Consider the following 20780-nt stretch of genomic DNA (forward strand, 5'->3'; position numbering starts at 1 on the left):
CGGCCGGCGTGGCCCAGCCGCCGTCCTCACCGCGCACCGATTGACGCCCGACTCGGAGGTTCCCAAGCTGTAGAGGGGGCCGCTGAAAGGGGCCGTGCTCGTGAGCGGTGGGCAGAGTGGACTGACCCGGCTGCTGACCGCAGCGGAGCGGGCGGCGCCCGTGGACGCCATCGACGTGATCGCGGACGACCTCGGGCGGTGTTTCGGGGCCCGCCAGGTGTCGTTCCTCATCGTGGACCTCACGGGAAAGGCGGTGGCGCGGCTCTCCACCGCGCCGGGTGTGGAGGGCGGCCGGGAAGCGGAACGGATCGGACTGTTCGGCAGCGTCTACGAGGAGGTGATCCGCACCCAGCGGATGTACCAGGAGGCGACCGGCCGGGGATGGCGGGTGATCGTGCCGATCACCAACCGTGGCGACGCCATCGGGCTGCTGGAGATGTTCCTGCCCGCAGGCCCCGGCGAGGACGTCCTCCGGGCGATCGGGGACGTCGCCCACGTCTTCTCCTACGTCGTGATCGCCAACGGCCGCTTCACCGACCTCTACACCTGGGGCAAACGCTCCCGGCCTCCCACCCTGGCAGCCGAGATCCAGTACCAGCTGCTGCCCCCGTCCCTGTCCTGCGAGGCCGCGCAGTTCACCCTGTGCGGGCACCTGGAACCCTCCGAAGACCTCAGTGGGGACACCTTCGACTACGCGGTGGAGCGCGACACCCTGCACCTGTCGGTGACCGATCCCATGGGCCACGACATCGACGCCGCCCTGGCCGCCACGGTGCTGGTGGGAGCCTTGCGCGGTGCCCGCCGCGCGGGAGCCGGTCTGGCCGAGCAGGCCGAGCGCGCCGACCGGGCCCTGGCCGGCCACGGCGGCGGGCACGCCACCGGGCAACTGCTCCGCGTCGACCTGCACACCGGCCGGGCCCGGCTCGTCAACGCGGGCCACCCCTGGCCCCTGCGCATGCGCGCGGGACGGGCGGAGGCGATCACCTGCGAGGTGGACCACCCCTTCGGGCTGCCCGTGTCCGTGCCCCACCCCTACCGGGTGCAGGACCTCGACCTGCGCCCCGGTGACCGTCTGCTGATGATGACCGACGGCATGCTCGAACGGCACGGGGAGAAGGTCGACCTGCTCGCCCTGCTGGAGCGCACCCGCGACCTGCACCCTCGGGAGGCGGCGCTGACGCTGACCTCCGCGGTCCGGGACGCGGCCGAGGGCCGGCTCGAAGACGATGCCACCGTGATGTGCCTGGACTGGCACGGCCCCCGGGACACCCGGCGGCACGTCAGCTCCGGCGCGGACACCCACCAGGCCTCGGCGGGGCGCCCGCGAGAGCAGCCGTGACCGGGACACGCCCCCGGACGGCGGGGGAGCGGCGCCGGCGCGCTGCCGGGTCCGCCGGCGGCCGGGGCGGCGCGGAGAGCCCCACGGCGGCGGTCCCGCCCGGTGCCCGCGGGCGCCCGTCCCCTCGTACCACCAGGTCACGGAAGTGATCGACGGGAGTACGGTGGGCCGCGTGACCTCGCAAGACTCGCTGCGGCCCCAGTCCCTCATGCTCACCTTCCTGGGCGATCAGGTGCTCGGCCGGGACGTCTGTGTGTACTCGGGCAGTGTCATCGACGTCTTCGCCCGCGCGGGCATCGGGGAACAGGCGACGCGCTCCACGCTGACCCGCATGGTCCACCGTGACCTGCTGCGGCGTCAGCGCGAGGGCCGCCGCATGTACTTCGGTCTCACCGAGCACTCGGCGGCCGTCCTGCGCGACGGCGAGCACCGCATCTGGCGGACCGGCGCCGTCAACCGCGACTGGGACGGCACCTGGACCCTGCTCGGCTTCTCGCTGCCCGACTCCTGGCAGCGCCAGCGCCACGACCTGCGCTCCCGGTTGACCTGGAGCGGTTTCGGCCCGCTGTTCAACGGCCTGTGGATCGCGCCCGGCGCGGTGGACGTGACGTCGCTGGTGGCCGAGCTGGGCCTGTCCGCCCATGTGAAGGTGTTCCGCGCGCACGCCGACACCGGCACGGACATCGCCGCGATGATCGAGGAGACCTGGGAACTGTCCGACCTGGCCGCCCGCTACACGGCGTACCTGCGGCGCTGGGAGCCGTGGGAGACGCGCCTGCCGGACGCCGACGACGCGCTCGTCCTGCGGCTGCGGCTCCAGGCCGAGTGGCTGCGGCTCGTCCGCCGCGACCCCCGGCTGCCGGTCGGGCACCTGCCGCACGACTGGCCAGCGCAGCGGGCCGAGAAGACGTTCCGGGCGGTGCACGAGCGGCTCACACCGCTCGCGGACGCCGCCGCGGAGCGCCTCCTCGACCTGGTGCCCGTGCGCGCGGCTCAGACGTAGAAGCGGGACAGGCTCCGCAGCACGGCCGCCGGCTTGCCGCCGCCCTCGATCTCGAGGGTGCCGTCGACGGCGATCTGCACCCCGCCCGGCACGTCCTCGACCTCGGCCAGCCTCGCGGCGAGCCGGATCCGCGACCCGGCCCGCACCGGCGTGGGGAAACGGACCCGGTCCAGGCCGTAGTTGACCTTCGTCGTGACGCCCCGGACGTCCAGCAGCTCGGTGAAGAGCGGGATGAAGAGGGACAGGGTGAGGTAGCCGTGCGCGACGGGAGCGCCGAAGGGGCCGTCCTTGGCCCGCTCGGGGTCCACGTGGATCCACTGGTGGTCGCCGGTGGCGTCGGCGAACAGGGCGATGCGCTCCTGGGTGACGTCGATCCACCCGCTCGTGCCGAGGTCGCCGCCGGCCAGCTCCTTGAGTGCGTCGATGCCGTGGACGGTGATGCTCATGGGGCTTTCCTTACCTGGGAGGCGGAGCCGTACCGCTCGCGCAGACGGGACTTCAGGAGCTTTCCGGAGGCGGTGCGCGGGAGTTCGTCCGCGACCACCAGCGACTTCGGGATCTTGTACTTGGCGAGGCGTCCGGCCAGGGACGCGAGGATGCCGGCCGGGTCGGGCGAGGCGCCCTCGCGGGGCACGACGACCGCGCGCGGCACCTCGCCCCACTTGTCGTCCGGTACGCCGATGACCGCGCACTCGACGATGTCCGGGTGGGACAGGAGCAGTTCCTCGATCTCGGCCGGGTAGACGTTCTCCCCACCGGAGATGATCATGTCCTTGATGCGGTCGACGATGTAGACGTAGCCGTCCTCGTCGACGCGCGCCGCGTCCCCGCTGCGGAACCAGCCGTCGGCGAAGGCGGCGGCCGTCTCCTCGGGCAGCCCCCAGTAGCCGGGCATGACGTGCGGCCCGCGCACGACGACCTCGCCGGTCTCGCCGACGCCGACCGGGGTGAGGTCCGGCCGTACCACCCGGGCGTCGCTGAAGAAGTGCGGCACCCCGGCCGAGCCCGCCTTGCCGACCGCGTGCTCGGCGTCCAGGAACAGCGTGCCGGGCGCGGCCTCGGTCATGCCGTAGCCCTGGAGGAAGGTGAGCCCGCGCTCCTGGTACGCCGCGATCAGCGGGGCCGGCACCGGCGAACCGCCGCACGTCAGGATCCGCAGCGAGGACAGGTCCGCCTCCGCCCAGCGCGGGTGCCGGGCCATCAGGTCGAACATCGTCGGCACCCCGAACATGAAGGTGATCCGGTGCCGTTCGACCAGGCCGAGGACGGCGGCCGGGTCGAAGGACTCGACCAGGACGCAGGTGCCGCCCTTGAGCAGGACCGGCAGGGTGAGCATGTTCAGGGCGGCGGTGTGGAACAGCGGCGCGCAGACCAGGGCGCGTTCCGCGGCGATCAGATCGTGGTCGACGAGGACGTTGACCGCGTTCCAGGTGAGGTTGCCGTGGGTGAGCACGGCGCCCTTGGGACGGCCGGTCGTCCCGGAGGTGTACATGATGAGGCAGACGTCGTCGGGACCGACCGGTTCGTCGATCGGGTCCTCGGGGGCCTCGGCGAGCGCCGTCTCGTACGCGGTGCCGACCTCGACACGGGTCCGCAGGCCGGTGCCGGCCGGCAGTCCGTCCACGAGTTCCGCGTACCCGGGCCCGTGGACCAGGACCGCGGCCCCGCAGTCCGTGAGCTGGTAGGCGATCTCGGGCCCGGCGAGACGGGTGTTGAGCGGCACGAAGACCGCGCCGAGCATGCCCGCCGCGAACAGGGTCTCCAGGAAGGAGGGGTGGTTCGGGCCGAGATAGGCGATGCGGTCACCGCGCCGTACGCCCCGGGCGCGCAGGGCGTGGGCGAGGCGGGTGGTGCGGGCGTACAGGGTGAGGTAGTCGGTCGGCCGCCCGTCGTGGAGCAGGGCGGTGCGGTGGGGGGTCTTGCGGGCCCGGCGCACGGGCCACGACCCCAGTCCCTCGTTGCGCATCGTCGCGCCCCTTCACGGTGTCATCAGCCCGAGCAGCCGGGCGGCGTTCTCCTTGAGGATCTTCGGCCGCACCTCGTCCTTGACCGGCAGCTCTCGGAAGTCGGCGAGCCAGCGGTCGGGGGTGAGGACGGGGAAGTCCGAACCGAACAGCACCTTGTCCTGCAGCAGCGAGTTGGCGTACCGCACGAGCTGCGGCGGGAAGTACTTCGGCGACCAGCCGGACAGGTCGATGTGCACGCCCGGCTTGTGCGTGGCGACGGCGAGAGCCTCGTCCTGCCAGGGGAACGACGGGTGCGCCAGGATGATCTTCAGGTGCGGGAAGTCGGCGGCGACGTCGTCGACGTACAGGGGGTTGGAGTACTTCAGCCGGATGCCGCCCCCGCCGGGGACGCCGGCGCCGATGCCGGTCTGCCCGGTGTGGAACAGCGCGATGGTGCCCGTCTCCTCGATCACCTCGTACAGGCCGTACGCCAGCGCGCGGTCGTTGGGGAAGAAGCCCTGGATGCTGGGGTGGAACTTGAAGCCCTTCACGCCGTACTCCGCGACCAGGCGCCGGGCCTGCCGTACCCCCGCCCGGCCCCGGTAGGGATCGATCGAGGCGAAGGGGATGAGCACGTCGGCGTGGGCGGCGGCCGCTTCGGCGACCTCCTCGTTGGGCACCGGCTCGGTGCCGGTCGCGGACTCGGCGTCCACCGTGAAGATCACGGCGGCCATGTTCCGCTCGCGGTAGTAGGCGGCCGTCTGCGTGAGGGTCGGCTTCCGTTCGCCCTCGACCTTGAAGTAGGCGGAGGAGGCGGCGTGCAGGCCGTCGTCCAGCGAGGAGTGGCCGCGCGAGGAGACCTCCGCGTGGGTGTGGACGTCGATCGCGACGAGTCCGTCGAGGTTCATGGCGGGGGCCATCACGCCTCCGGCAGCTTCGGCGCCGGGATGCCGGCCGTCTCGGGCTCGGCGCCGACGGAGGTGTGCCAGACGCCGGCCAGGGCCTCGGCGGTCCAGCCGCCGTCGGCGTAGGCGGCCCGGATCTCCCGCGGGTGCGACCAGAGCGTCACCTTGTCGCCGCCGATGCCGATGGCCTGGCCGGTGATGCCGCGGGCGGCGTCCGAGGCGAGGAAGGGCACGAGGGCCGCGCAGTCCTCGGGGGTGCCGAAGCCCTCGCCCTTGCGCAGGAAGTCCGGCAGCGGCTCGCCGTTCCTCATCGCCCCGACGTACGGGGCGAAGGCGGGGATGGTCTCGGTCATCGCGGTGGCGGCGACCGGCACGATCGCGTTGACGGTGATGCCGGCGCGGGCCAGTTCCAGCGACCAGGTGCGGGCCATGGCGACGATCCCGGCCTTGGCGGCGGCGTAGTTGGTCTGTCCGAAGTTGCCGCGCTGGCCGGCCGGGGAGCCGACCAGGACCAGGGTGCCGCCCTCGCCCTGCTCGCGCATCCGCACGGCGGCGGCGCGGGCGCAGGTGAAGGTTCCCCTCAGATGTGTGGTGACCACGGCGTCGAAGTCGTCGTCGGTCATCTTCCACAGGACCTTGTCGCGCAGGATGCCGGCGTTGGTGACGAGCACGTCCAGTCGCCCGAACGTCTCGACCGCGCGGGCGACCAACCGGTCCGCGGCCTGCGCGGTGCCGACGGCGGCCGGCTCGGCGACGGCGGTCCCGCCGGCCTCGGTGAGGGACTTCGCGGCCGCCTCGGCCACGGCCCCGTCGATGTCGTTGACGACCACGGAGGCGCCGTGGGCGGCCAGGGCGCGGGCGTAGGCGAGGCCGAGTCCCCGGCCGCCGCCGGTGACCACGGCGACCTTGCCGGTCAGATCAATGCTGGGCACGAGCGAGTCCCTTCGGAAGGGGGTGCGCCTGCGAGACGCACTGGGTGCGGTTCGCAATCGAAGCTAAGAGCAATAGTTGGCGAGGTCAATAGTTGTGGCTAACCGGTCGATGCGACAATCTGGGGCGGTACGCAGAACGCCCCCGCGCGGGGCCTTGACCAGGGAGTCCGCCATCGCCCGCGAGCAGCACGCCACGAACCCCGCTCCGATCGACGCGCACGAGCCGTGGATGCGCGCACTGCGCGCCGATACGGGCTACCTCCTGTACCGCCTGGGCCTGCGCTCCGGGCAGCTGTTCAACGCCTCCCTCCAGGAATCGGGGCTGCGCCTGCGCCACTACGCCGTGCTGCGCTTCCTCGCCACCTCCGGCGGCGCCCTCCAGCGCGAACTGAGCGCGCGGCTCGGCTACGACCCGAGCGCGATCGTCGGCCTGGTCGACGACCTGGAGAAACCGGGCTTCGTCGAGCGCCGCCCCGCCCCCGACGACCGGCGCAGCCGGATCGTCGTCCTGGCCGAGGCCGGTCGCGCCTTCCTGCGCGACACCGACGAGGCGGCCCAGCGCGTGACGAACGAGCTGCTGGGGCCGCTCACGCCGGCCGAACGGGAGACGCTGCACGCGCTGCTGCTGCGGCTGACGGAGGGCGGCCTCGGCTGACCGGATCCAGGCGGCGGGGGAGAGGTCGATGTCGTGCAGATGATTGACGGCCGTCGCGTTAGTGCCTAGCTTCACCGGGGTGCCGGCGCGGTCCCCCGCCGGCGCCCCGAGCCACGGCATCAGGGAGCGCCTCGTGCAGCCATCCCCCTCCTCCGCCGGACAACCCTCCCCTCCCCAACCACCGCCGGACCCAAGGCAGTTGCGTCGCGTCGCACTGTCCGGACTGCTCGGCACGGCCGTCGAGTTCTACGACTTCCTCGTCTACGGCACCGTCGCCGCGCTCGTCTTCGGCGACCTGTTCTTCCCCGCCGCCGACCCCGCGGCCGGCACCCTCGCGGCCTTCGGCACCTTCGCCGCGGGCTATGTCGCCCGCCCACTGGGCGGCATCGTCTTCGGCCACTTCGGCGACCGGCTCGGCCGCAAGTCGATGATGCTGCTGACCATGACCGTGATGGGCTGCGGCAGCTTCCTCATCGGCGTGCTGCCGACGTACGGCACGATCGGCGTGTGGGCGCCCACGCTGCTGATCGCCCTGCGCGTCGTCCAGGGCATCGCGATCGGCGGCGAGTGGGGCGGCGCCACCCTGATGGTCGTCGAACACGCCGAACACACCCGCAGTCCGCGCCGCGGACTGTGGTCCGGCCTCACCCAGCTCGGCGCCCCGCTCGGCTCCGTGCTCTCCGCCGGCACCGTCACCCTGGTCTCCGCGCTGCCCGACGACCAGTTCCGCGCCTGGGGCTGGCGCGTGCCCTTCCTGCTGAGCATCGTCCTGCCGGCCACCGGCCTGTTCGTACGCCGCAAGATCGCGGAGAGCCCGCTGTTCGCACGGGCGCGCCGGGAACCGGCGGCACGGCCGCCGCTCGTGGAGGTGCTGCGCCGGCCGGGACCCGTGCTGCTCGCCGCCTGCGCCGGCATCGGGGCCTTCACGGCCCAGTCGCTGCTGACCGGCTTCATGATCTCCTACGCGGTCGACCACGGCTACGCCCGGCCGCAGGTGCTCGGCGCCGTGACCGTGGCCTCCTGCGTGGCGCTGCTCGTGCTGCCCGCCGCCTCCGCGCTGTCCGACCGGGTGGGCCGCCGCCCCGTGATCCTCGCCGGCGCCATCGCCTCGGCCGCCCTCGCCTTCCCCGTGCTCGCCCTGGTGGACTCCGGCTCCCCGGGCCTGCTGATCCTCGCCCTCGTCCTTGGCCACGGCCTCGCCCAGTCCACGATGTACGGACCGCTCGGCGCCCTGCTCACCGAGCTGTTCGGCACCCGCGTCCGCTACACCGGCGCCTCCCTCGGCTACCAGGCCGCCACCCTGGCCGGCGCCGGGTTCTCACCGCTGATCGCCGGCAGCCTCGTCGCCTCCTCCGGCGGCAGCGGCACGCCCGTCGCCCTGCTGCTGTGCGGCGGCGCCGCGGTCACCGCACTGGCCGTATGGCGCCTGCGCGAGACACGCACCGCCGCTCTGGACCCCACCACGCACCGCACCGCCGCCCCCGCCCCCGAAGGGACACCCCGTTGAGGACCCGCACCCGCACCGCCGTACTGACCCTGATCCTGAGCGCGGCCGCCGCCCTGCCCGCCCTGCCCGCGCGGGCCGCCACCGACAGCCACCTCACGGGCCGGCTCCCCTCCGGCGCCGCGTACCTGATGGACGTGCCCGCCGCCTGGAATGGCACCGTCCTCCTCTACAGCCACGGCTACCGCGCCGTCGGCTGGTCCAACCCCGCCGAGAACGCGCCCGCCCCGGACACCCGCGACAAGCTGCTCGGCGAGGGCTACGCGCTCCTCGGCTCCTCGTACGCGACGAACGGCTGGGCCGTGACAGACGCCGTACCCGACCAGCTCGCCACGCTCGACCTGTTCACGGAGAAGTTCGGCCCGGCACGGCGGACCCTGGCCTGGGGCACCTCCTACGGTGGACTGGTCACGACGACGCTCGCCGAGCGGCACGCCGACCGCTTCGACGGCTCGCTGTCGATGTGCGGGCTCGTCCAGGGCGGCGTCGCCAACTGGAACAGCACACTCGACCCGGTGTTCGCGCTGAAGACGCTGTTGGCACCCGGCTCCGGCATCCCGCTCACCGGCTTCGCCGACCAGCCGGCCGCGCGGAACGCCGCCGACGCGCTCACCGCGCATACCGACGCCGCCCAGCGGACTCCCGAAGGCCGGGCCCGCATCGCGCTCGCCGCCGCCCTGCACGACATCCCCGTCCACAACGACGCCGCGCAGACCAAGCCGCGGCCGGCCGACTGGGACGCCCAGCAGGCCAACCAGTACCAAGCCGTACGAGGTCTCCTCCAGGTCCCCGCCTTCAGCTGGCGGCAGGAGGCCGAGAGCCGGGCCGGCGGCAACCCCTCCTGGAACACGGGCGTCGACTACATGGCCATGCTCCGCCGCTCGCCCTTGTACAAGGAGGTCACCGAGCTGTACAAGGAGGCGGACCTGTCCCTGCGCGGCGACCTCGCGCGTCTCCACCGGGCACCCCGGATCTCCGCCGACACCCCGGCCGTACGGTGGATGCGGCGCACCAGCGTCTTCACCGGCCGGCTGACCCACCCCCAACTCGACATCCACACCACCGGCGACGCGCTCATCCCGGTGCCGTCCGAGAGCGCCTACCGGCGGGCCGCCACCGCAGCGGGCGCGGGCCCGCTGCTCGGCCAGGCCTACGTCGACGGCCCCGGACACTGCGCCTTCACCACGGGCGAGACGCTCGCCGCCCTGCACACCCTGGAGCACCGCCTGGACACGGGCCACTGGGACACCGCGCCCGGCGCCCTCAACTCCCGCGCCCACCAGGCCGATCCCACGACCGAGGCCCGCTACGCGCCCTACCACCCGGCGCCCTATCCGAGGCCCTACGACCTCGCCCACCCCGGGGACAGCGGCCCCACGAAGGCGTGACGCGACGGTGCGGACCGGCCGGGTGGCCGAGGTGTCTCCCGGGCGGAGGACCCGCGGGCGGCGGCGAGACCGCTACGAGGCGACCGTGCGCGCGGCGGCCGCCGGAGCGTGGCCGCGGCCGGCGGACCGAGGCGCCGCGGACCCGGGCCGGGCCGGCGGGCCGGGCCTGCGCACCTCGTACTGGAAGCAGCCGAACTCCACCGCCCGCACGTGCACGAGCGCGACCGCGGGGTCGGCGAAGGCCGCGTCCAGCGCCTGGTCCACGGTGAGCTGGGCCTGCCGCGGCTCCTTGGGCAACCGCACGACCGCGCCCCCCAGGATCCTGCCGTCACCGCTGTAGCGGCGGAAGACGCGCAGCGCCCCCGTCTCCGCGAACGGATAGCCGCCCGCCGGATCCGGGCCCTGGCAGCGGCCGGTGTGGATGAAGACCGGACCCACCTCGTCGTAGGCCCCCGGGTCGGCGCCCGTCTGTGCGGCCCACCGGCGCAGCGGGGCGTACGACACCAGCGAGATGCGCTCACCGGCACGGCTGCGGCGCAGGCAGCAGCGCAAGGGCGCTCCGTCCATGTCGTACACGTAAGGACGGGGGACCACACCGGCGTCGTCGCCCCGCCGCAGCTCCTCCAGAACGTGTGGAGGGATGGCGGCCGGCTGATACGTCACTGTCGTCATGCACACAGACTGCGCGGCGCCCGGCACCGGTGCTGGCGGGAATCAGACATCAGGTTCCGGACAGGGCCCTTACGGACAGTCTGTGGCCGGTGCTCGTCGTCAGGATGCTGGGCGGCCCAGTGGGAGGAGGTACTGGACCGGCTCGTCCAGGCCGTCGAGGCCGAGGACTTCGTGGGCCAGGTCGTCGTGGAGGCCGCCCAGCGGGACGGTGGACAGGCCGAAAGCCGCCGAGGTGAGCAGCAGGTTCTGCGCGAGGTGGCCGGCCTCCAGCAGGCCCAGCCGCAGCGCCCGCAGGCCGTAGCGACCGCGCAGCAGACCGAGGTCGAGATGGACCGCGAGCACCGCCGGGGCCTCGTCGATGCCCACCGCGTCCGGGTCGTCCGCCGGCCGCGAGAGGTACGACGACAGCGCCTTCAAGTCGGCGACGGCCGGCGCCGGGCCGATCGGGAGCAGGGCGCGGCGCTCCGGCACACAGTGGTACGTGCCCGCGGCCAGCCCCGCGACGTCCAGCGCCACCAGGCGCACCCGCACGCTGTAGAGGGCGCCGGCGCTGGGGTACGGGCGGTGCCGCAGGGTGCGTACGGTGCCATCGGTGAGGGGCCGGTGGGTCGTGTGGCTCTGGGCGTACGCGGACCACAGCACCCCGCCCAGGGTCTCCGCGTCCAGCGGCCCGCGCAGCGGTCCGCGCACGGAGACGCGCCGGCGCAGTGTCTCGGCGAACGACAGCTCCGGCAACGCGGCCGCGGGCAAAGGGCGTTCGGCCGCCAGCCGGGCCGCCGAGGGGGCCGGCGGCGGCGACAGGTCGCGCAGCGCGGTGTCCTCGGCCCGCCCGATGCGGAACTTGCTGCGCTCCAGGTACTGGTAGTCGGCCGCGCGGTGCCCGGTGGGGAAGAATCCCGGGTCGTCCTCGGTCTCCAGCAGGGTGCGGGCCGCGAGGTGGCACACGGCCCGTTCCTCGTCGGGCGTCACACCGAGCCGGTTGAACAGCATGTGCAGTTGGGAGGCCCACACCCAGGGCAGCCGGGCGTCCTGCCCGGCGGGCACGGCGTCCCGCAACCGGTCGTCCGCGGCACCGACCCGGCGCACCCACTCCGCGAGCCACGGCGCGGCCGTGCCCGTGTCCAGGCCGGTGCGCACGGCCGCGGCCCGCCGTACCAGGCCCGGCCGCTGGGCGGCGAACACCGAGTTCACCCGGGAGTGGACGGCGGCCCCGGGCAGCGGTTCCACCTCGGTGATCCAGCGCCAGGAGGCGGCGTGCCGGCGCAGCCAGCCCGCGGCCCGCAGTTCGTCCAGGCCGAGCGCGTGGGCGGTGGCCTGCGCGAGGTCGAGGGCGAGCGGGAGCCGGGCGGCACGGTCCGGGGTCGCGCGCAGAGCCTCGACGGCCGCCCGGGTGGAGTGGGCGAACAGCTCCTCGGCGAGGGGCAGCGCAGCGGGGCCCCCGTACCGCTCGGTCTCCGGGACGTAGGGCACCTCGCGCACCTCGCCGTGCCGCGGCGGCCAGGGGCCGGTGAACTCCGCCGGCCGGACCGCCGCCAACTCCGCGAGCCGCGCCGGCAGTCCGGCCACCGCAGCCGCGGGCAGCGGACCCCGGAAGCGGATGCGCAGATGGGGGCCGCCCTCGCCGTAGCGGATGAAGAACCAGGCGGCGCCCGGACCGGCGGTCAGTGCGTCCATCAGCGGGGCGAGGTCCTCGGTGACGAACGCGTCCGTCCCCGCGCCGCCGGTGTGCAGCGCGAGGTGGAGGCTGTGCCAGGGGAGCGCGGAGTCCTCGGGCGCGGCCCCGGCGGTGGCCGGGCGGGGGCGGTGGCGGGCGGTCGTCATCGCGTCCTCACGGGAAGGGGTGGGGGTGCAGGGGCAGTTCGTCGCGGCGCGGCGGCCGGCCGGCGCGGCCCAGCCGGTGGGGCACCGCCAGCAGCCGCTCCAGTCCGGCGGTACGGCGGTTGACGTGCCCGAAGGTCATCGGCAGCGTGCCGGGGACGATCACCTTGGCGCAGTGCAGGCCCAGTCGGTCGCGTACGCCGGGCTCGTCCTGGGTGACCGCGACGACCTCCAGGCCCTCGGCGGCCAGCCGAGCGACGGTGCGGTCCAGCAGCCGGGTCAGGTCGGTCACCGGCTCGGGCGCCCCCGGCCACCTCTCGTGCCACGGCACCTCCGCGGGACCGGCGGACAGGAAGTCCAGCCGGGGCTGCGCCTCGGGCAGCGTGTTGAGCCCGACGTGGTCGTCGAGGTCCAGCACCAGCTCGGGGCGGTCCAGCATCGGCCGCAGCCGCTCCGGGTCCCGGGGGCCTCCCGAGGCCGAACGGCGCGCGGCCTCCTGCACGTTGGTGACCACCTCCGCCACCGCCGACCGGATCGCCACCCGGGGATCGTGGTGGGCCCCGGCGGCCAGGAACGCGCGGGGCGCGCCGGGATGCGTGCCCTCGTAACGGCAGAGCGAGATCACCACCGGGACGCCCAGGTCGTTGGTCGCGTCCAGCAGGGTCAGGCGGTAGCGCAGCAGTGCGGCGCGGTCGGCGAGGGCGGTGACCTCGGGGTCGTCGGCGGGGACCGCGACGCGGGGCAGCGGGGTGCGCGCGTACCAGGCCATCAGGAAGGCGTCGCGTTCGGCGACCTCGAACAGCCCGTACAGCGCGGCCTCCTGGGGACTGTTGCCCAGTCCGCAGCCGTTGGAGGACTCGTACACCACCCGGGGCCGGTCCGGGCCCGGCACGTCCCAGTACGCCACGTGCTCCGGCACCGCCAGCGCGCGGCGCTCGGTGAGCGACCAGCCGTACACCCAGTCGAGCGCGAGATCCTGCGCGTACGGCACGGTCCGCCGCGCGGGATGGCCGGCGAACTCGGGGTCCGGCAGGCCGAGCCGGACGGGGTCCAGCACGGCGTACCCGCCCGCGGCGACGAGATCGGCGTACGAGGCGCGCAGCACGGTACGGCGGCCGAGGGGCCGCATCCCGGCGAACCGCTCCACGCTCTCGAACAGGGCGATCCGTTCGCTGGACTCGAAGTCGCCCGACCGGCCGTACCCTCCGTCGTCCACCGAGCGGCCGTCCGTCACCCAGGCCGTGGTCAGCGCGAACGCGGAGTCCTCGGACCGGAAGAGCCGGCGCACCGGTCCGAACCGCTCGTCGTGCAACGCCTCCCGCAACTGGACAGGTGTGGTGCGGGTGTTGGGGGCGCGCAGCACCGACGGGTCGGGCAGCGGCCGGGGACCGGCCGGCAACCGGGCGCCCGCGGGCGAGTCGTCCGGCAGCGACCGGCACACCGGGCAGCCCCCGACCGGCCGGACACGGTGGCTGGACCAGGTGTACCGGTCACCGTGGAGGACGTGGACGACGGCCCGGTCCTCGCCCCCGGACGGGCCGGCCGTGCCGGGACCGGGCGCGCCGGGACCGGACGCCAGGGGGGCGGCCCCGGACGGGTCGGTTGCGCGCGGGCCGGTCCCGGGTGGGCCGGCCGCCAGCAGGTCCGCCGCGAGCCGCAGTGCCGCTTCGGCCAGCGGCGGGGTCCCGGTGCCGCCGAGTGCCAGCCGCGGGCTGTGCCACGGCACCCGGCCGCCCGCCGTGGCCAGCCGCTGGTGCTCCGCACAGGCGACGCAGGCCCGCGCCCCGGGGTGCAGTACGGGCCCGATCACGGTCAGCGCCCCGTCCTCGCGCACCGGCACGAACCGCACCGGGTGCGCCAGGGCGTGCCTGCTGAGCCGCTCGGCCAGCGCGAGGTCCCACTCCGTCAGCCGCACCACGGCGGATCCGCGGACGGTCGTGAGCGCCGCCGCCGGATCGAGGACCGGGACGGGGAGGCCGTACGCGTCCGGGGCGTTCATCGCGGACCTCCGGTTCCGGTGAGGACCGTGAACCCGGACGCGCGCAGCGCCTCGGCGAGAGGCGAGCGGCCGGTGTCCCGCCACGGTGGGGGGCACACGCCCGTCAGGCGGCGCAGCGCGGCACGCAGGGCCGGCTCCCGGGCGGCGATCCCGGCCAGCCAGACATCGGCCCAGCCCTCGTCCGCCCAGCCGGCCGGCTCGGCACCGGCCGCGGCGAGCGGGGCCGCGGCGCCGCTGAGCGCGGTGTGCCGCGCGGCGCCCGGCACGTGCTCCGCCGCCATCACGCGGGTGACCGCGTCCAGCGCGGCGAGAGCCACGGCGTCGGCCGCGGTGGCCTCGACGGCCCGGCTCACCGTGCCGTGGCCGGCGCCGGCACCTCCACCGGCCGGCCGGACCCGGACGACGGCCGCGTGGACGTCTTCGGCACCGAGCCGCCGGACCGACAACTCGGCGGCACGGCCCATGCGTTCGGTCAGCACGGTCCACCAGTGGCGGGCCTGCGGGTGGGTGCGCCAGGCGTCGTCCGCGACGCCGTTCGCGGCGGCCGGTCCCGCCTTCGGCGCGGGCTGTGCGGCTTCCCGATTCATGCCGGCCAGGACGGCGCGGCGCAGCGCCCGGCCGTGGGCGTGGTCGGGGTCCGCTCCGACGACCGGCGCCGACGGGCCGTCGCCCAGGGCGAGTTCGGCAGCCCGGCAGGCCGCGTCCAGCCGGGCGAGGTCCGCCCGTACCGCCCCGGAGACCAGCAGCCCCGCCGGGGTCCGGCACGCCACGAGCGACGCGGGGAGCTGCGGCAGGTCCGCGGGCAGCGGTGCGTCGAGCACGCCGAGACGCGGGTCGCCCAGCTCCGTGACCCGGCGCAGGGCCTCCGCGAGGTCCGGGGCGGGCGGGGCGTCCGGCCGTCGGCGGGCGGCGCGCGGGGCCCCGGCCCACGGGTGGTACGTCGCTTCCGGCGGGTCGGTCCGGGCGATCAGGACGGCCGGATGCCGGGCCGCCGCCGTGCGGGAGGCGTCCTCGGACCCGGCGGGATCGGGCAGGCCGGCGACGGCCGCGAGCAGCCGTCCGGCCGCCGCGCCGGCGAGCAGCGCGGCCTGCGTGCGCGACGGCCCCTCCGCCCCGGCGGCCGCCCGCCGTGGCGCCCCCGCACCGGCGGACGTCCGGGACGGCGTGGTGCCGGTTCCGGTGACGGCGTCGGTGGCCGTGCCGGCCCCGGCCGTGTCGTCGGTGCCGAGGCGGGCGGCGATGGCGGCGGCGTCGCGGCGGGCGCGTCGCGCGGGCCCGGGCTCGGTGACGAAGCCGCCGTCGGCTGCGCAGGACAAGGCCAGCGCCACGGCTCCGGACGGCGCGTCGGCGGTGACCACGGCCTGGTCCGGGGGCAGTCGGCGGTCGGTGGTGACCCGAGGCGCCGCCCCGGAACGGCGGAGCGCCTGGACGAGGCTCACGGCGAGCGGGCCCCGCGGGTCCGGTGTGGCGACGACCGGCCGCGCGGTCCGGATCGCGTCGACCGCCTGCGCCGGGTGGGCGGCCGACGCACCGGGCCAGGGCGGGAGTTCGGCGCCGTCCGGATACTCGACCAGCAGGTCGTGCTCGCGCAGCCGGGCCGTCAGCGTGGCGAGCGCGGCCTCCACCCGAGGGTCGACCGGATCACCCGTGGCGCCCTCGGCCCGGGTGCCGGCGCCGCCCACCGGGTGCTCCACGGGGAGCGGGTCCGTACCGGGCGACTTCGTGGTGAGCCGGTCGGTTCCGGGCGGCTCAGGGGTGAGCCGATCGGAACCGGACGACTCCGTGGTGAGCGGGTCCGCACCGGGCGTCTCCATGGTGAGCCGGTCGGAACCGGGCGTCTCCGTGGTGAGCGGGTCCGCACCGGTCGGCTCCGTGGTGAACCGGTCGGCGAGCAGCCGCCACAGGGCCGGCAGCGCGCGGCTGCCCTCCAAAGTGACGCCGACGCCACGGCCGCGCAGGTGCAGGCCCGCGAGCAGCGGGGTGACGGTCACGCCGGGCCGCAGCCGCAGCCGTTGTACCGGCCCCGGTCCCGGCAAGGGTCCGGCGGCAGGGGCGGGTTCGGGTGCCGGCGGCGCGGGCTCCAGGCCCGGGACGGGGTGGTCCGGCGGGCTGTCCGGCGGGCCCGCCGCGGCGGGAGCGGTCGTCATGCCGGACCCTCCACGCTTGCGATCACCTCGTCGACGCGGGCCTGCCAGGTGTGCCCGGTGAGCTCCGGCACCGCGCGCACGAGCAGGTGCGCGGCGAGGTAACGCTCCACGGGCCGTACGTCGCAGATCGCGAACAGCCGGTAGAGCGCGTTCGTACAGGCCCGGTAGATCAGATAGTCGGGCCGGCTCCACATCGTGCCCCGCGGGTCCGAGCGGCGCAGCCGGCGGTGGAACTCGCTGTACCGGGTGCGTGCGTCCCGGTCCCAGCGTTCGGCCACCGCCGGGTCGCCGAGCGCCGCCGTCCGGTCCCGGTACTCGCGCGGGTCCCCGGCGAGGTCCGCGCCCGCGGCCAGCCGTCCCTCCGTGACGCGCCACGCCTCGGCGGACCAGTCGGCCCAGGCGCGCTCCCAGCCGGCCGCCCCGCCGTCCGCGATCCGCCCGACCAGGGAGGTGACGGCCGGCCCCGTGGCCTCCCACCGGCGCTCGAAGGCCGCCCGCAGCCGCCCGCCCTCGTCCTCGTACACCAGGAAGTCCTCCAGGTGCGAGACGAACGAATAATGGCCGCCGATCAGCCCCTCCGGATGCGCCGCGGCGTGCGCGGCCAGCGCAGCGACCGCGAGCTGCACCCGGGCGGCGGGCGCGTCGCCGTGCCCGCCCAGGAACGCGCACCCGCTCTCCAGCGCCGGCAGCCCCAGCGCCAGCAGGTCGTCGCGGAGCCGGACCCCGTCGGGCCCGATCAGGGCGCGCAGGGACGACTGGTCGACCGGTTCGACGCGGACCGTGCCGTCCGGTACCAGCGGACCGTACGGCGGGGCGATCAGCTCGGCGCGGCCGGCCACCGCGGCCCGGGCGAGGAGTTCGGCCTCGGTGACGCGGGTGGCCGGGGGACGGCCGGCGGTCCGGCTCCGCAGGGTGGCCGCGGCGCGCTCGGCGACGGCGGCGACCGGGCCGGGCGTCCCGCGCAGCCGGAGCCGCACGTGCGGGCCGTACAGCCAGTGGCGCTCGACGTGCGCGGTCAGCCCGTCGGCGGTGGCCCCGCGGGCCAGCGGCAGCACCACCTCGCGCAGCAGCGGGGCCTTGTCCTCGCGGTAGTCGTACAGCACCACGTCGAGGGCCCCGGCGGAGCCGGGCGCCACCGGGCCGGCGGGGGCGGCGGCGCGGTCGGGGCCGGCCGGGGCGTTCATCGGGTGCCTCCTGTGCGGGGGACGGGCTCGGTGGCGGCCCGGCCCGCGGTACGGCGGCGGGCCGGGCGGTACGTCTCGACGACGGACTCGACGGCATGGGCGGGCCGGTCCCGGCCGCCGAAGGCGGGCAGGGCCTCCTCCAGGACGACGCCCTCGGGGTGGCGCGCCAGCCAGGTGCCCAGGCAGCGCAGGTGCAGCGCGTTGCCCAGGTCGAGCGCCTGTGGCTTGGGCGCCCGCAGCCGTGCGACGAAGTCGTCGACGGCGCGTCCGGCCGGGGGCCGCGGCACCGGGTGCACGAACAGCTGTTCCGGCAGGTCCAGCAGAGCCCGCCAGCGGGCCACGGCGGCGGCCGGCACGGCATGCTCCCGCGCGGCGGCCGGCACCTCCCGCTCCTCCGCGGCGAGGTCCGCGCGCAGCGCGTCCAGCGCGCCCGGGCCGAGGTGCCAGCGGCGCCGCGCCAGCACCAGATGGCGGTGGCGCAGCCGTGCCGTACGGACCACCTGGCCGCCCGGCGCGGCCAGGACGTGCCGGGGCAGCAGCGGGCGGAAGTCCACCACGCCCGCCGGGTGGTCGCAGAGGTACGGCGCGAGCCGCTGCGGCAGCATGACCGGGGCGAGGAAGCCCAGGTAGAGCACGTCCAGCAGGTCGCCGGTCGCCCGTACCCGGAACCGCAGCCGGTCGGAGGCCGGGTCGTGGACGAGATCGAGGTCGGCCTCGGCGAGGGCCGTCCGGCCGCGGTCGGGGCCGATCTCCTCGGCGAGCAGCAGCGGGTGCAGGTTCGCGTTGAACCCGCCCACCGGCCGGATCTGCGCCGCCCGCGCGCCCATGAGGCCGCGCCGGACGCGCTCGCCGACCGCGGCCGCGGCGCTCGCCGGCAGGGCGTCGAGGAAGCGGCTGGTGAACCGGCCCCAGCCGCCGTAGACGTGGTTGACGCACAACAGGCTCGCTTCGTGCGCCCGTTGGACGAAGCAGGAGTAGCTGAGCGGCCGGGCGGCCGTCCAGTCGGGCAGCCGGGCGGCGAGGGCGCGGACGGGCCCGGCCGGCAGGACGATCTCGGGGACGCCCTGTCCGTCCGGCCCCGCCGCCTCTCGCGCCAGTACGGCGAACTCTTCGCGCAGTCGCGCCAGTCCGGTCAGTCCGGCAGGCAGCTCGGGGTCGTCGGACCGCCGGGCCATATGGCGGCCGGACTCCTCCCAGGCGGCGGCGGTGTCGGCGCCGAAGTCCCACGGGTCACGGCAGACGCCGCCCACTCCGTACCGGGCGACGAAGCGGTCCCGGGCGACCCGGCTCATCACGTGTCCGAGGTCGAACAGCTCGGCCAGCGCGGTGAGTTCGGTGAGCGCGGTGCGATCGGCCGGAGTGAGCGGCTCGAACCCGGCGGGCCGGTCCTCGTACGGCACTCCCGGCGCGCGTCCGCCGGCGCCCGGCGCGGCCGGCGGGCGTCCGTCCAAGTGCGGTGCGAGGAATGGGTGGTTGAGCGGGTCCGGTGTGGCGGACGGGTGCCCGTGCGGATCCGGTGCGGGGAACGGGTGTCCGTGTGGGTCCGGTACGGCCGGCGGGTGTTCGTCCAAGTCCGTTGCGGCGGACGGGTGTCCGTCCGGGTCCGGTGCGGCCGACGGGCGGTGTGGGGACAGGGGGGCGGGGACGACGACGTCCTCGGTGAGGACCGTCAGCGGGGCCGCGTCGGACGGGACGGGCCGGCCGGCGTCGGCCAGCAGCTCGTGCCAGCGGCCGGTCAGGGCGGCGAGCAGGGCGGGGCGCTCGGTGGCGGGGGCGTCGCGGAACCGCCGTGTGTCCTGGGCGAGCCGGGTGATCCGGTCGGCCAGGGCGGCGTCCGCGGGCCAGGCGCGCAGCCAGTCGGCGAGTGCCAGGAGGACAGCCGGGTGCTGCGGGTCGACGGGCTCGGCGGGCACGAGCAGTCCCGAGTCGGCGAGCCGGTCCACGAACTGCGCGACGGCGGAGTCGCCGGCCGTGCGTCCCAGCCCGGCCGCGAGCCGGGCGGTCAGCGCGCCGAGGGTCAGCGGACCGTCGGCGAGGGCGGCGGCCAGCGTGTCCAGCGCGGGGCGGGCGGCCACCTCGACCGCGTCCTCCTGGCTGACCAGGTACCGGCCGCCGGCGAACAGCGCCTCCGCGCGGGCGAAGCGGGCCCGCCCGTCGGTCACCCGCGCGGTGCTCGTCAACCGGTGGGGGAGGGCGCGGCGGCGGCGCGGCTCGTCGAGCAGGGCCGCGGTGAGCGCGGTGACGAGCGTGCGGTTCTCCTTGACGACGGAGACGGGGGCGGTGGGTGCCGTACCGGGCGCGGACGCGAAGGCGGCCGTGGCGGCGGCACCGGCCGTGGTGGCGAACGGCTCGGCCGCCCACCCGACGGCCGTGAACCACGACAGGGGACTGGTCTTCGTACTGGCCCGCAGGGCGTGCCGGAGGACCGAGGCCTCCTCCTTGCGTGCCCGCCGCCCGGTCGCGTCCCGGCCGGCCCGGCCGACCGCCCGCAGCAGGTCGGCGCTGGTCAGGGCGACGGCGCGGGCGAAGGCGGGGGAGCGGCAGAGGTCGGTGAGCGCGGCGCGCTCGGCGGCCAGGGCGGGCGGGACGGCCGTGCCCAGCTCGGCGAGCAGCCGGACGCGCGTCTCGCGCAGGGCGAGCCACTCGGCGAGCCGCGGCACCCGACCGGGAAGGGTGCCGAGCCGGCCGAGGAGGGCGGGGCGGGGCTCGCGGCCGTTGTGCAGGGCACGGCGGAGCGGCAGGACCACCTGGCGGTGGAAGTCCTCGTCGTGGGCGGCGCGCGCGGCGAAGAGGTCGTCGCACAGGACGGTCCGCAGACCGGCGTCCCGGGCGGCCAGGGCGGTGAGCCGGGAGAGCAGGGCCCGCACGGCGGCGGAAGGGGCGGTCTCGGCGGAGTACGCGAGCAGGGTCGTACGGACCAGGGCGTACGGCGCCGTCCGCTCGTACGGCTCCGCCGCGCCGCAGCCGTCCACCTCGTCGGCCGGCTCCGCCGGGTCGCAACGGTCCACCTCGTCGTACGGGTCCGCCGTGCCGCAGCCGTCCACCTCGTCGTACGGGTCCGCCGGAGTGTCTGCCGCGACCGGTGCGGACGGGCCGGCCCGGCCGGGCGGCGGCACGCGCACCGGGGCGGCCGGCGGGACGGGGTACGACATGACAGGGGCTCCCGGCGTACGGCTCGGAGGGCGGACGGGATCGACGCAGCGGACGGGATCGACGGGACGGCCGGAACACGAGCCGTTTCGCACCCGCCGGCCTCGCGGGAGGCGAGACCGGCGGAGCATCAGGGCG

14 protein-coding genes and 1 pseudogene are annotated in these 20780 nt (G+C 75.9%); 5 read left to right on the top strand and 10 right to left on the bottom strand.

Annotated features, from left to right (window positions below; translation table 11 throughout):
• The first annotated feature begins 100 nt into the window (after positions 1-100).
• Together ACH4OA_RS29820 and ACH4OA_RS29825 are read left to right on the top strand one after the other, a co-directional pair.
• Positions 101-1339: a PP2C family protein-serine/threonine phosphatase gene (locus tag ACH4OA_RS29820; protein ID WP_397972258.1), complete on the top strand. Its 1239-nt coding sequence runs from the start codon at positions 101-103 to the stop codon at positions 1337-1339.
• A 172-nt stretch (positions 1340-1511) separates the two neighbouring features.
• Complete coding sequence (locus tag ACH4OA_RS29825) at positions 1512-2342, top strand: PaaX family transcriptional regulator C-terminal domain-containing protein (protein ID WP_397946874.1); 831 nt, start codon at positions 1512-1514, stop codon at positions 2340-2342.
• On the opposite strand, the gene ACH4OA_RS29830 is transcribed toward ACH4OA_RS29825, so the two are convergent.
• Genes ACH4OA_RS29830 through ACH4OA_RS29845 form a run of 4 tightly spaced genes read right to left on the bottom strand, consistent with a single transcriptional unit; the run spans position 2333 to position 6125 of the window.
• Positions 2333-2788, bottom strand: a complete 456-nt coding sequence (locus ACH4OA_RS29830) for a MaoC family dehydratase (protein ID WP_397972261.1) — start codon at positions 2786-2788, stop codon at positions 2333-2335. The two genes, ACH4OA_RS29825 and ACH4OA_RS29830, sit on opposite strands and share 10 nt — an antisense overlap.
• Positions 2785-4308 carry a long-chain fatty acid--CoA ligase gene (locus tag ACH4OA_RS29835; RefSeq protein WP_397972264.1) on the bottom strand — a complete coding sequence of 508 codons (1524 nt, stop codon included), beginning with the start codon at positions 4306-4308 and terminating at the stop codon, positions 2785-2787. The genes ACH4OA_RS29830 and ACH4OA_RS29835 overlap by 4 nt, the downstream gene beginning before the upstream one ends.
• A gap of 12 nt (positions 4309-4320) precedes the next feature.
• Positions 4321-5196 (bottom strand): amidohydrolase family protein, encoded by an 876-nt coding sequence (locus tag ACH4OA_RS29840; RefSeq protein WP_397972396.1) that lies wholly within the window; start codon positions 5194-5196, stop codon positions 4321-4323.
• Between the two features lie 11 nt (positions 5197-5207).
• Positions 5208-6125: an SDR family NAD(P)-dependent oxidoreductase gene (locus ACH4OA_RS29845; RefSeq protein WP_397972268.1), complete on the bottom strand. Its 918-nt coding sequence runs from the start codon at positions 6123-6125 to the stop codon at positions 5208-5210.
• A gap of 229 nt (positions 6126-6354) precedes the next feature.
• On the opposite strand from ACH4OA_RS29845, the gene ACH4OA_RS29850 reads away from it, so the two are divergent.
• The 3 genes from ACH4OA_RS29850 to ACH4OA_RS29860 all read left to right on the top strand — a co-directional run bounded on the left by ACH4OA_RS29850 (position 6355) and on the right by ACH4OA_RS29860 (position 9672).
• Positions 6355-6780 (top strand): MarR family winged helix-turn-helix transcriptional regulator, encoded by a 426-nt coding sequence (locus ACH4OA_RS29850; RefSeq protein ID WP_397941070.1) that lies wholly within the window; start codon positions 6355-6357, stop codon positions 6778-6780.
• 199 nt (positions 6781-6979) lie between these two features.
• Positions 6980-8287, top strand: coding sequence for an MFS transporter (locus tag ACH4OA_RS29855; RefSeq protein WP_397941068.1), 1308 nt, complete (start codon positions 6980-6982; stop codon positions 8285-8287).
• Positions 8284-9672: an alpha/beta hydrolase family protein gene (locus tag ACH4OA_RS29860; RefSeq protein WP_397972270.1), complete on the top strand. Its 1389-nt coding sequence runs from the start codon at positions 8284-8286 to the stop codon at positions 9670-9672. Before ACH4OA_RS29855 ends, ACH4OA_RS29860 begins: the two co-directional genes overlap by 4 nt.
• Before the next feature lie 162 nt (positions 9673-9834).
• Here ACH4OA_RS29860 and ACH4OA_RS29865 read toward each other — a convergent pair.
• The 6 genes and pseudogenes from ACH4OA_RS29865 to ACH4OA_RS29890 form a co-directional block, all read right to left on the bottom strand.
• Positions 9835-10344, bottom strand: a pseudogene (locus ACH4OA_RS29865) (DUF1203 domain-containing protein); the annotation flags it as partial.
• Between the two features lie 99 nt (positions 10345-10443).
• Positions 10444-12165: a thiopeptide-type bacteriocin biosynthesis protein gene (locus ACH4OA_RS29870; RefSeq protein ID WP_397972273.1), complete on the bottom strand. Its 1722-nt coding sequence runs from the start codon at positions 12163-12165 to the stop codon at positions 10444-10446.
• Positions 12166-12172: 7 nt separating this feature from the next.
• Positions 12173-14161: a TOMM precursor leader peptide-binding protein gene (locus ACH4OA_RS29875; protein ID WP_397972276.1), complete on the bottom strand. Its 1989-nt coding sequence runs from the start codon at positions 14159-14161 to the stop codon at positions 12173-12175.
• Positions 14158-16308: a hypothetical protein gene (locus ACH4OA_RS29880; protein ID WP_397972279.1), complete on the bottom strand. Its 2151-nt coding sequence runs from the start codon at positions 16306-16308 to the stop codon at positions 14158-14160. Before ACH4OA_RS29880 ends, ACH4OA_RS29875 begins: the two co-directional genes overlap by 4 nt.
• Positions 16305-17492 (bottom strand): hypothetical protein, encoded by a 1188-nt coding sequence (locus ACH4OA_RS29885; protein ID WP_397972282.1) that lies wholly within the window; start codon positions 17490-17492, stop codon positions 16305-16307. The genes ACH4OA_RS29880 and ACH4OA_RS29885 overlap by 4 nt, the downstream gene beginning before the upstream one ends.
• Complete coding sequence (locus ACH4OA_RS29890; RefSeq protein ID WP_397972285.1) at positions 17489-20644, bottom strand: lantibiotic dehydratase; 3156 nt, start codon at positions 20642-20644, stop codon at positions 17489-17491. The genes ACH4OA_RS29885 and ACH4OA_RS29890 overlap by 4 nt, the downstream gene beginning before the upstream one ends.
• Positions 20645-20780 lie beyond the last annotated feature (136 nt).

Source organism: Streptomyces sp. NPDC017095, assembly GCF_044332325.1.
In the GTDB taxonomy this organism is placed as follows: Bacteria; Actinomycetota; Actinomycetes; order Streptomycetales; family Streptomycetaceae; genus Streptomyces.

Coding starts and splice junctions, on each gene's coding strand:
- ACH4OA_RS29885 (WP_397972282.1), bottom strand. CDS start 17,492: ATGAACGCCCCGGCCGGCCCCGACCGCGCCGCCGCCCCCGCCGGCCCG.
- ACH4OA_RS29880 (WP_397972279.1), bottom strand. CDS start 16,308: ATGACGACCGCTCCCGCCGCGGCGGGCCCGCCGGACAGCCCGCCGGAC.
- ACH4OA_RS29830 (WP_397972261.1), bottom strand. CDS start 2,788: ATGAGCATCACCGTCCACGGCATCGACGCACTCAAGGAGCTGGCCGGC.
- ACH4OA_RS29870 (WP_397972273.1), bottom strand. CDS start 12,165: ATGACGACCGCCCGCCACCGCCCCCGCCCGGCCACCGCCGGGGCCGCG.
- ACH4OA_RS29890 (WP_397972285.1), bottom strand. CDS start 20,644: ATGTCGTACCCCGTCCCGCCGGCCGCCCCGGTGCGCGTGCCGCCGCCC.
- ACH4OA_RS29835 (WP_397972264.1), bottom strand. CDS start 4,308: ATGCGCAACGAGGGACTGGGGTCGTGGCCCGTGCGCCGGGCCCGCAAG.
- ACH4OA_RS29875 (WP_397972276.1), bottom strand. CDS start 14,161: ATGAACGCCCCGGACGCGTACGGCCTCCCCGTCCCGGTCCTCGATCCG.
- ACH4OA_RS29850 (WP_397941070.1), top strand. CDS start 6,355: ATGCGCGCACTGCGCGCCGATACGGGCTACCTCCTGTACCGCCTGGGC.
- ACH4OA_RS29840 (WP_397972396.1), bottom strand. CDS start 5,196: ATGAACCTCGACGGACTCGTCGCGATCGACGTCCACACCCACGCGGAG.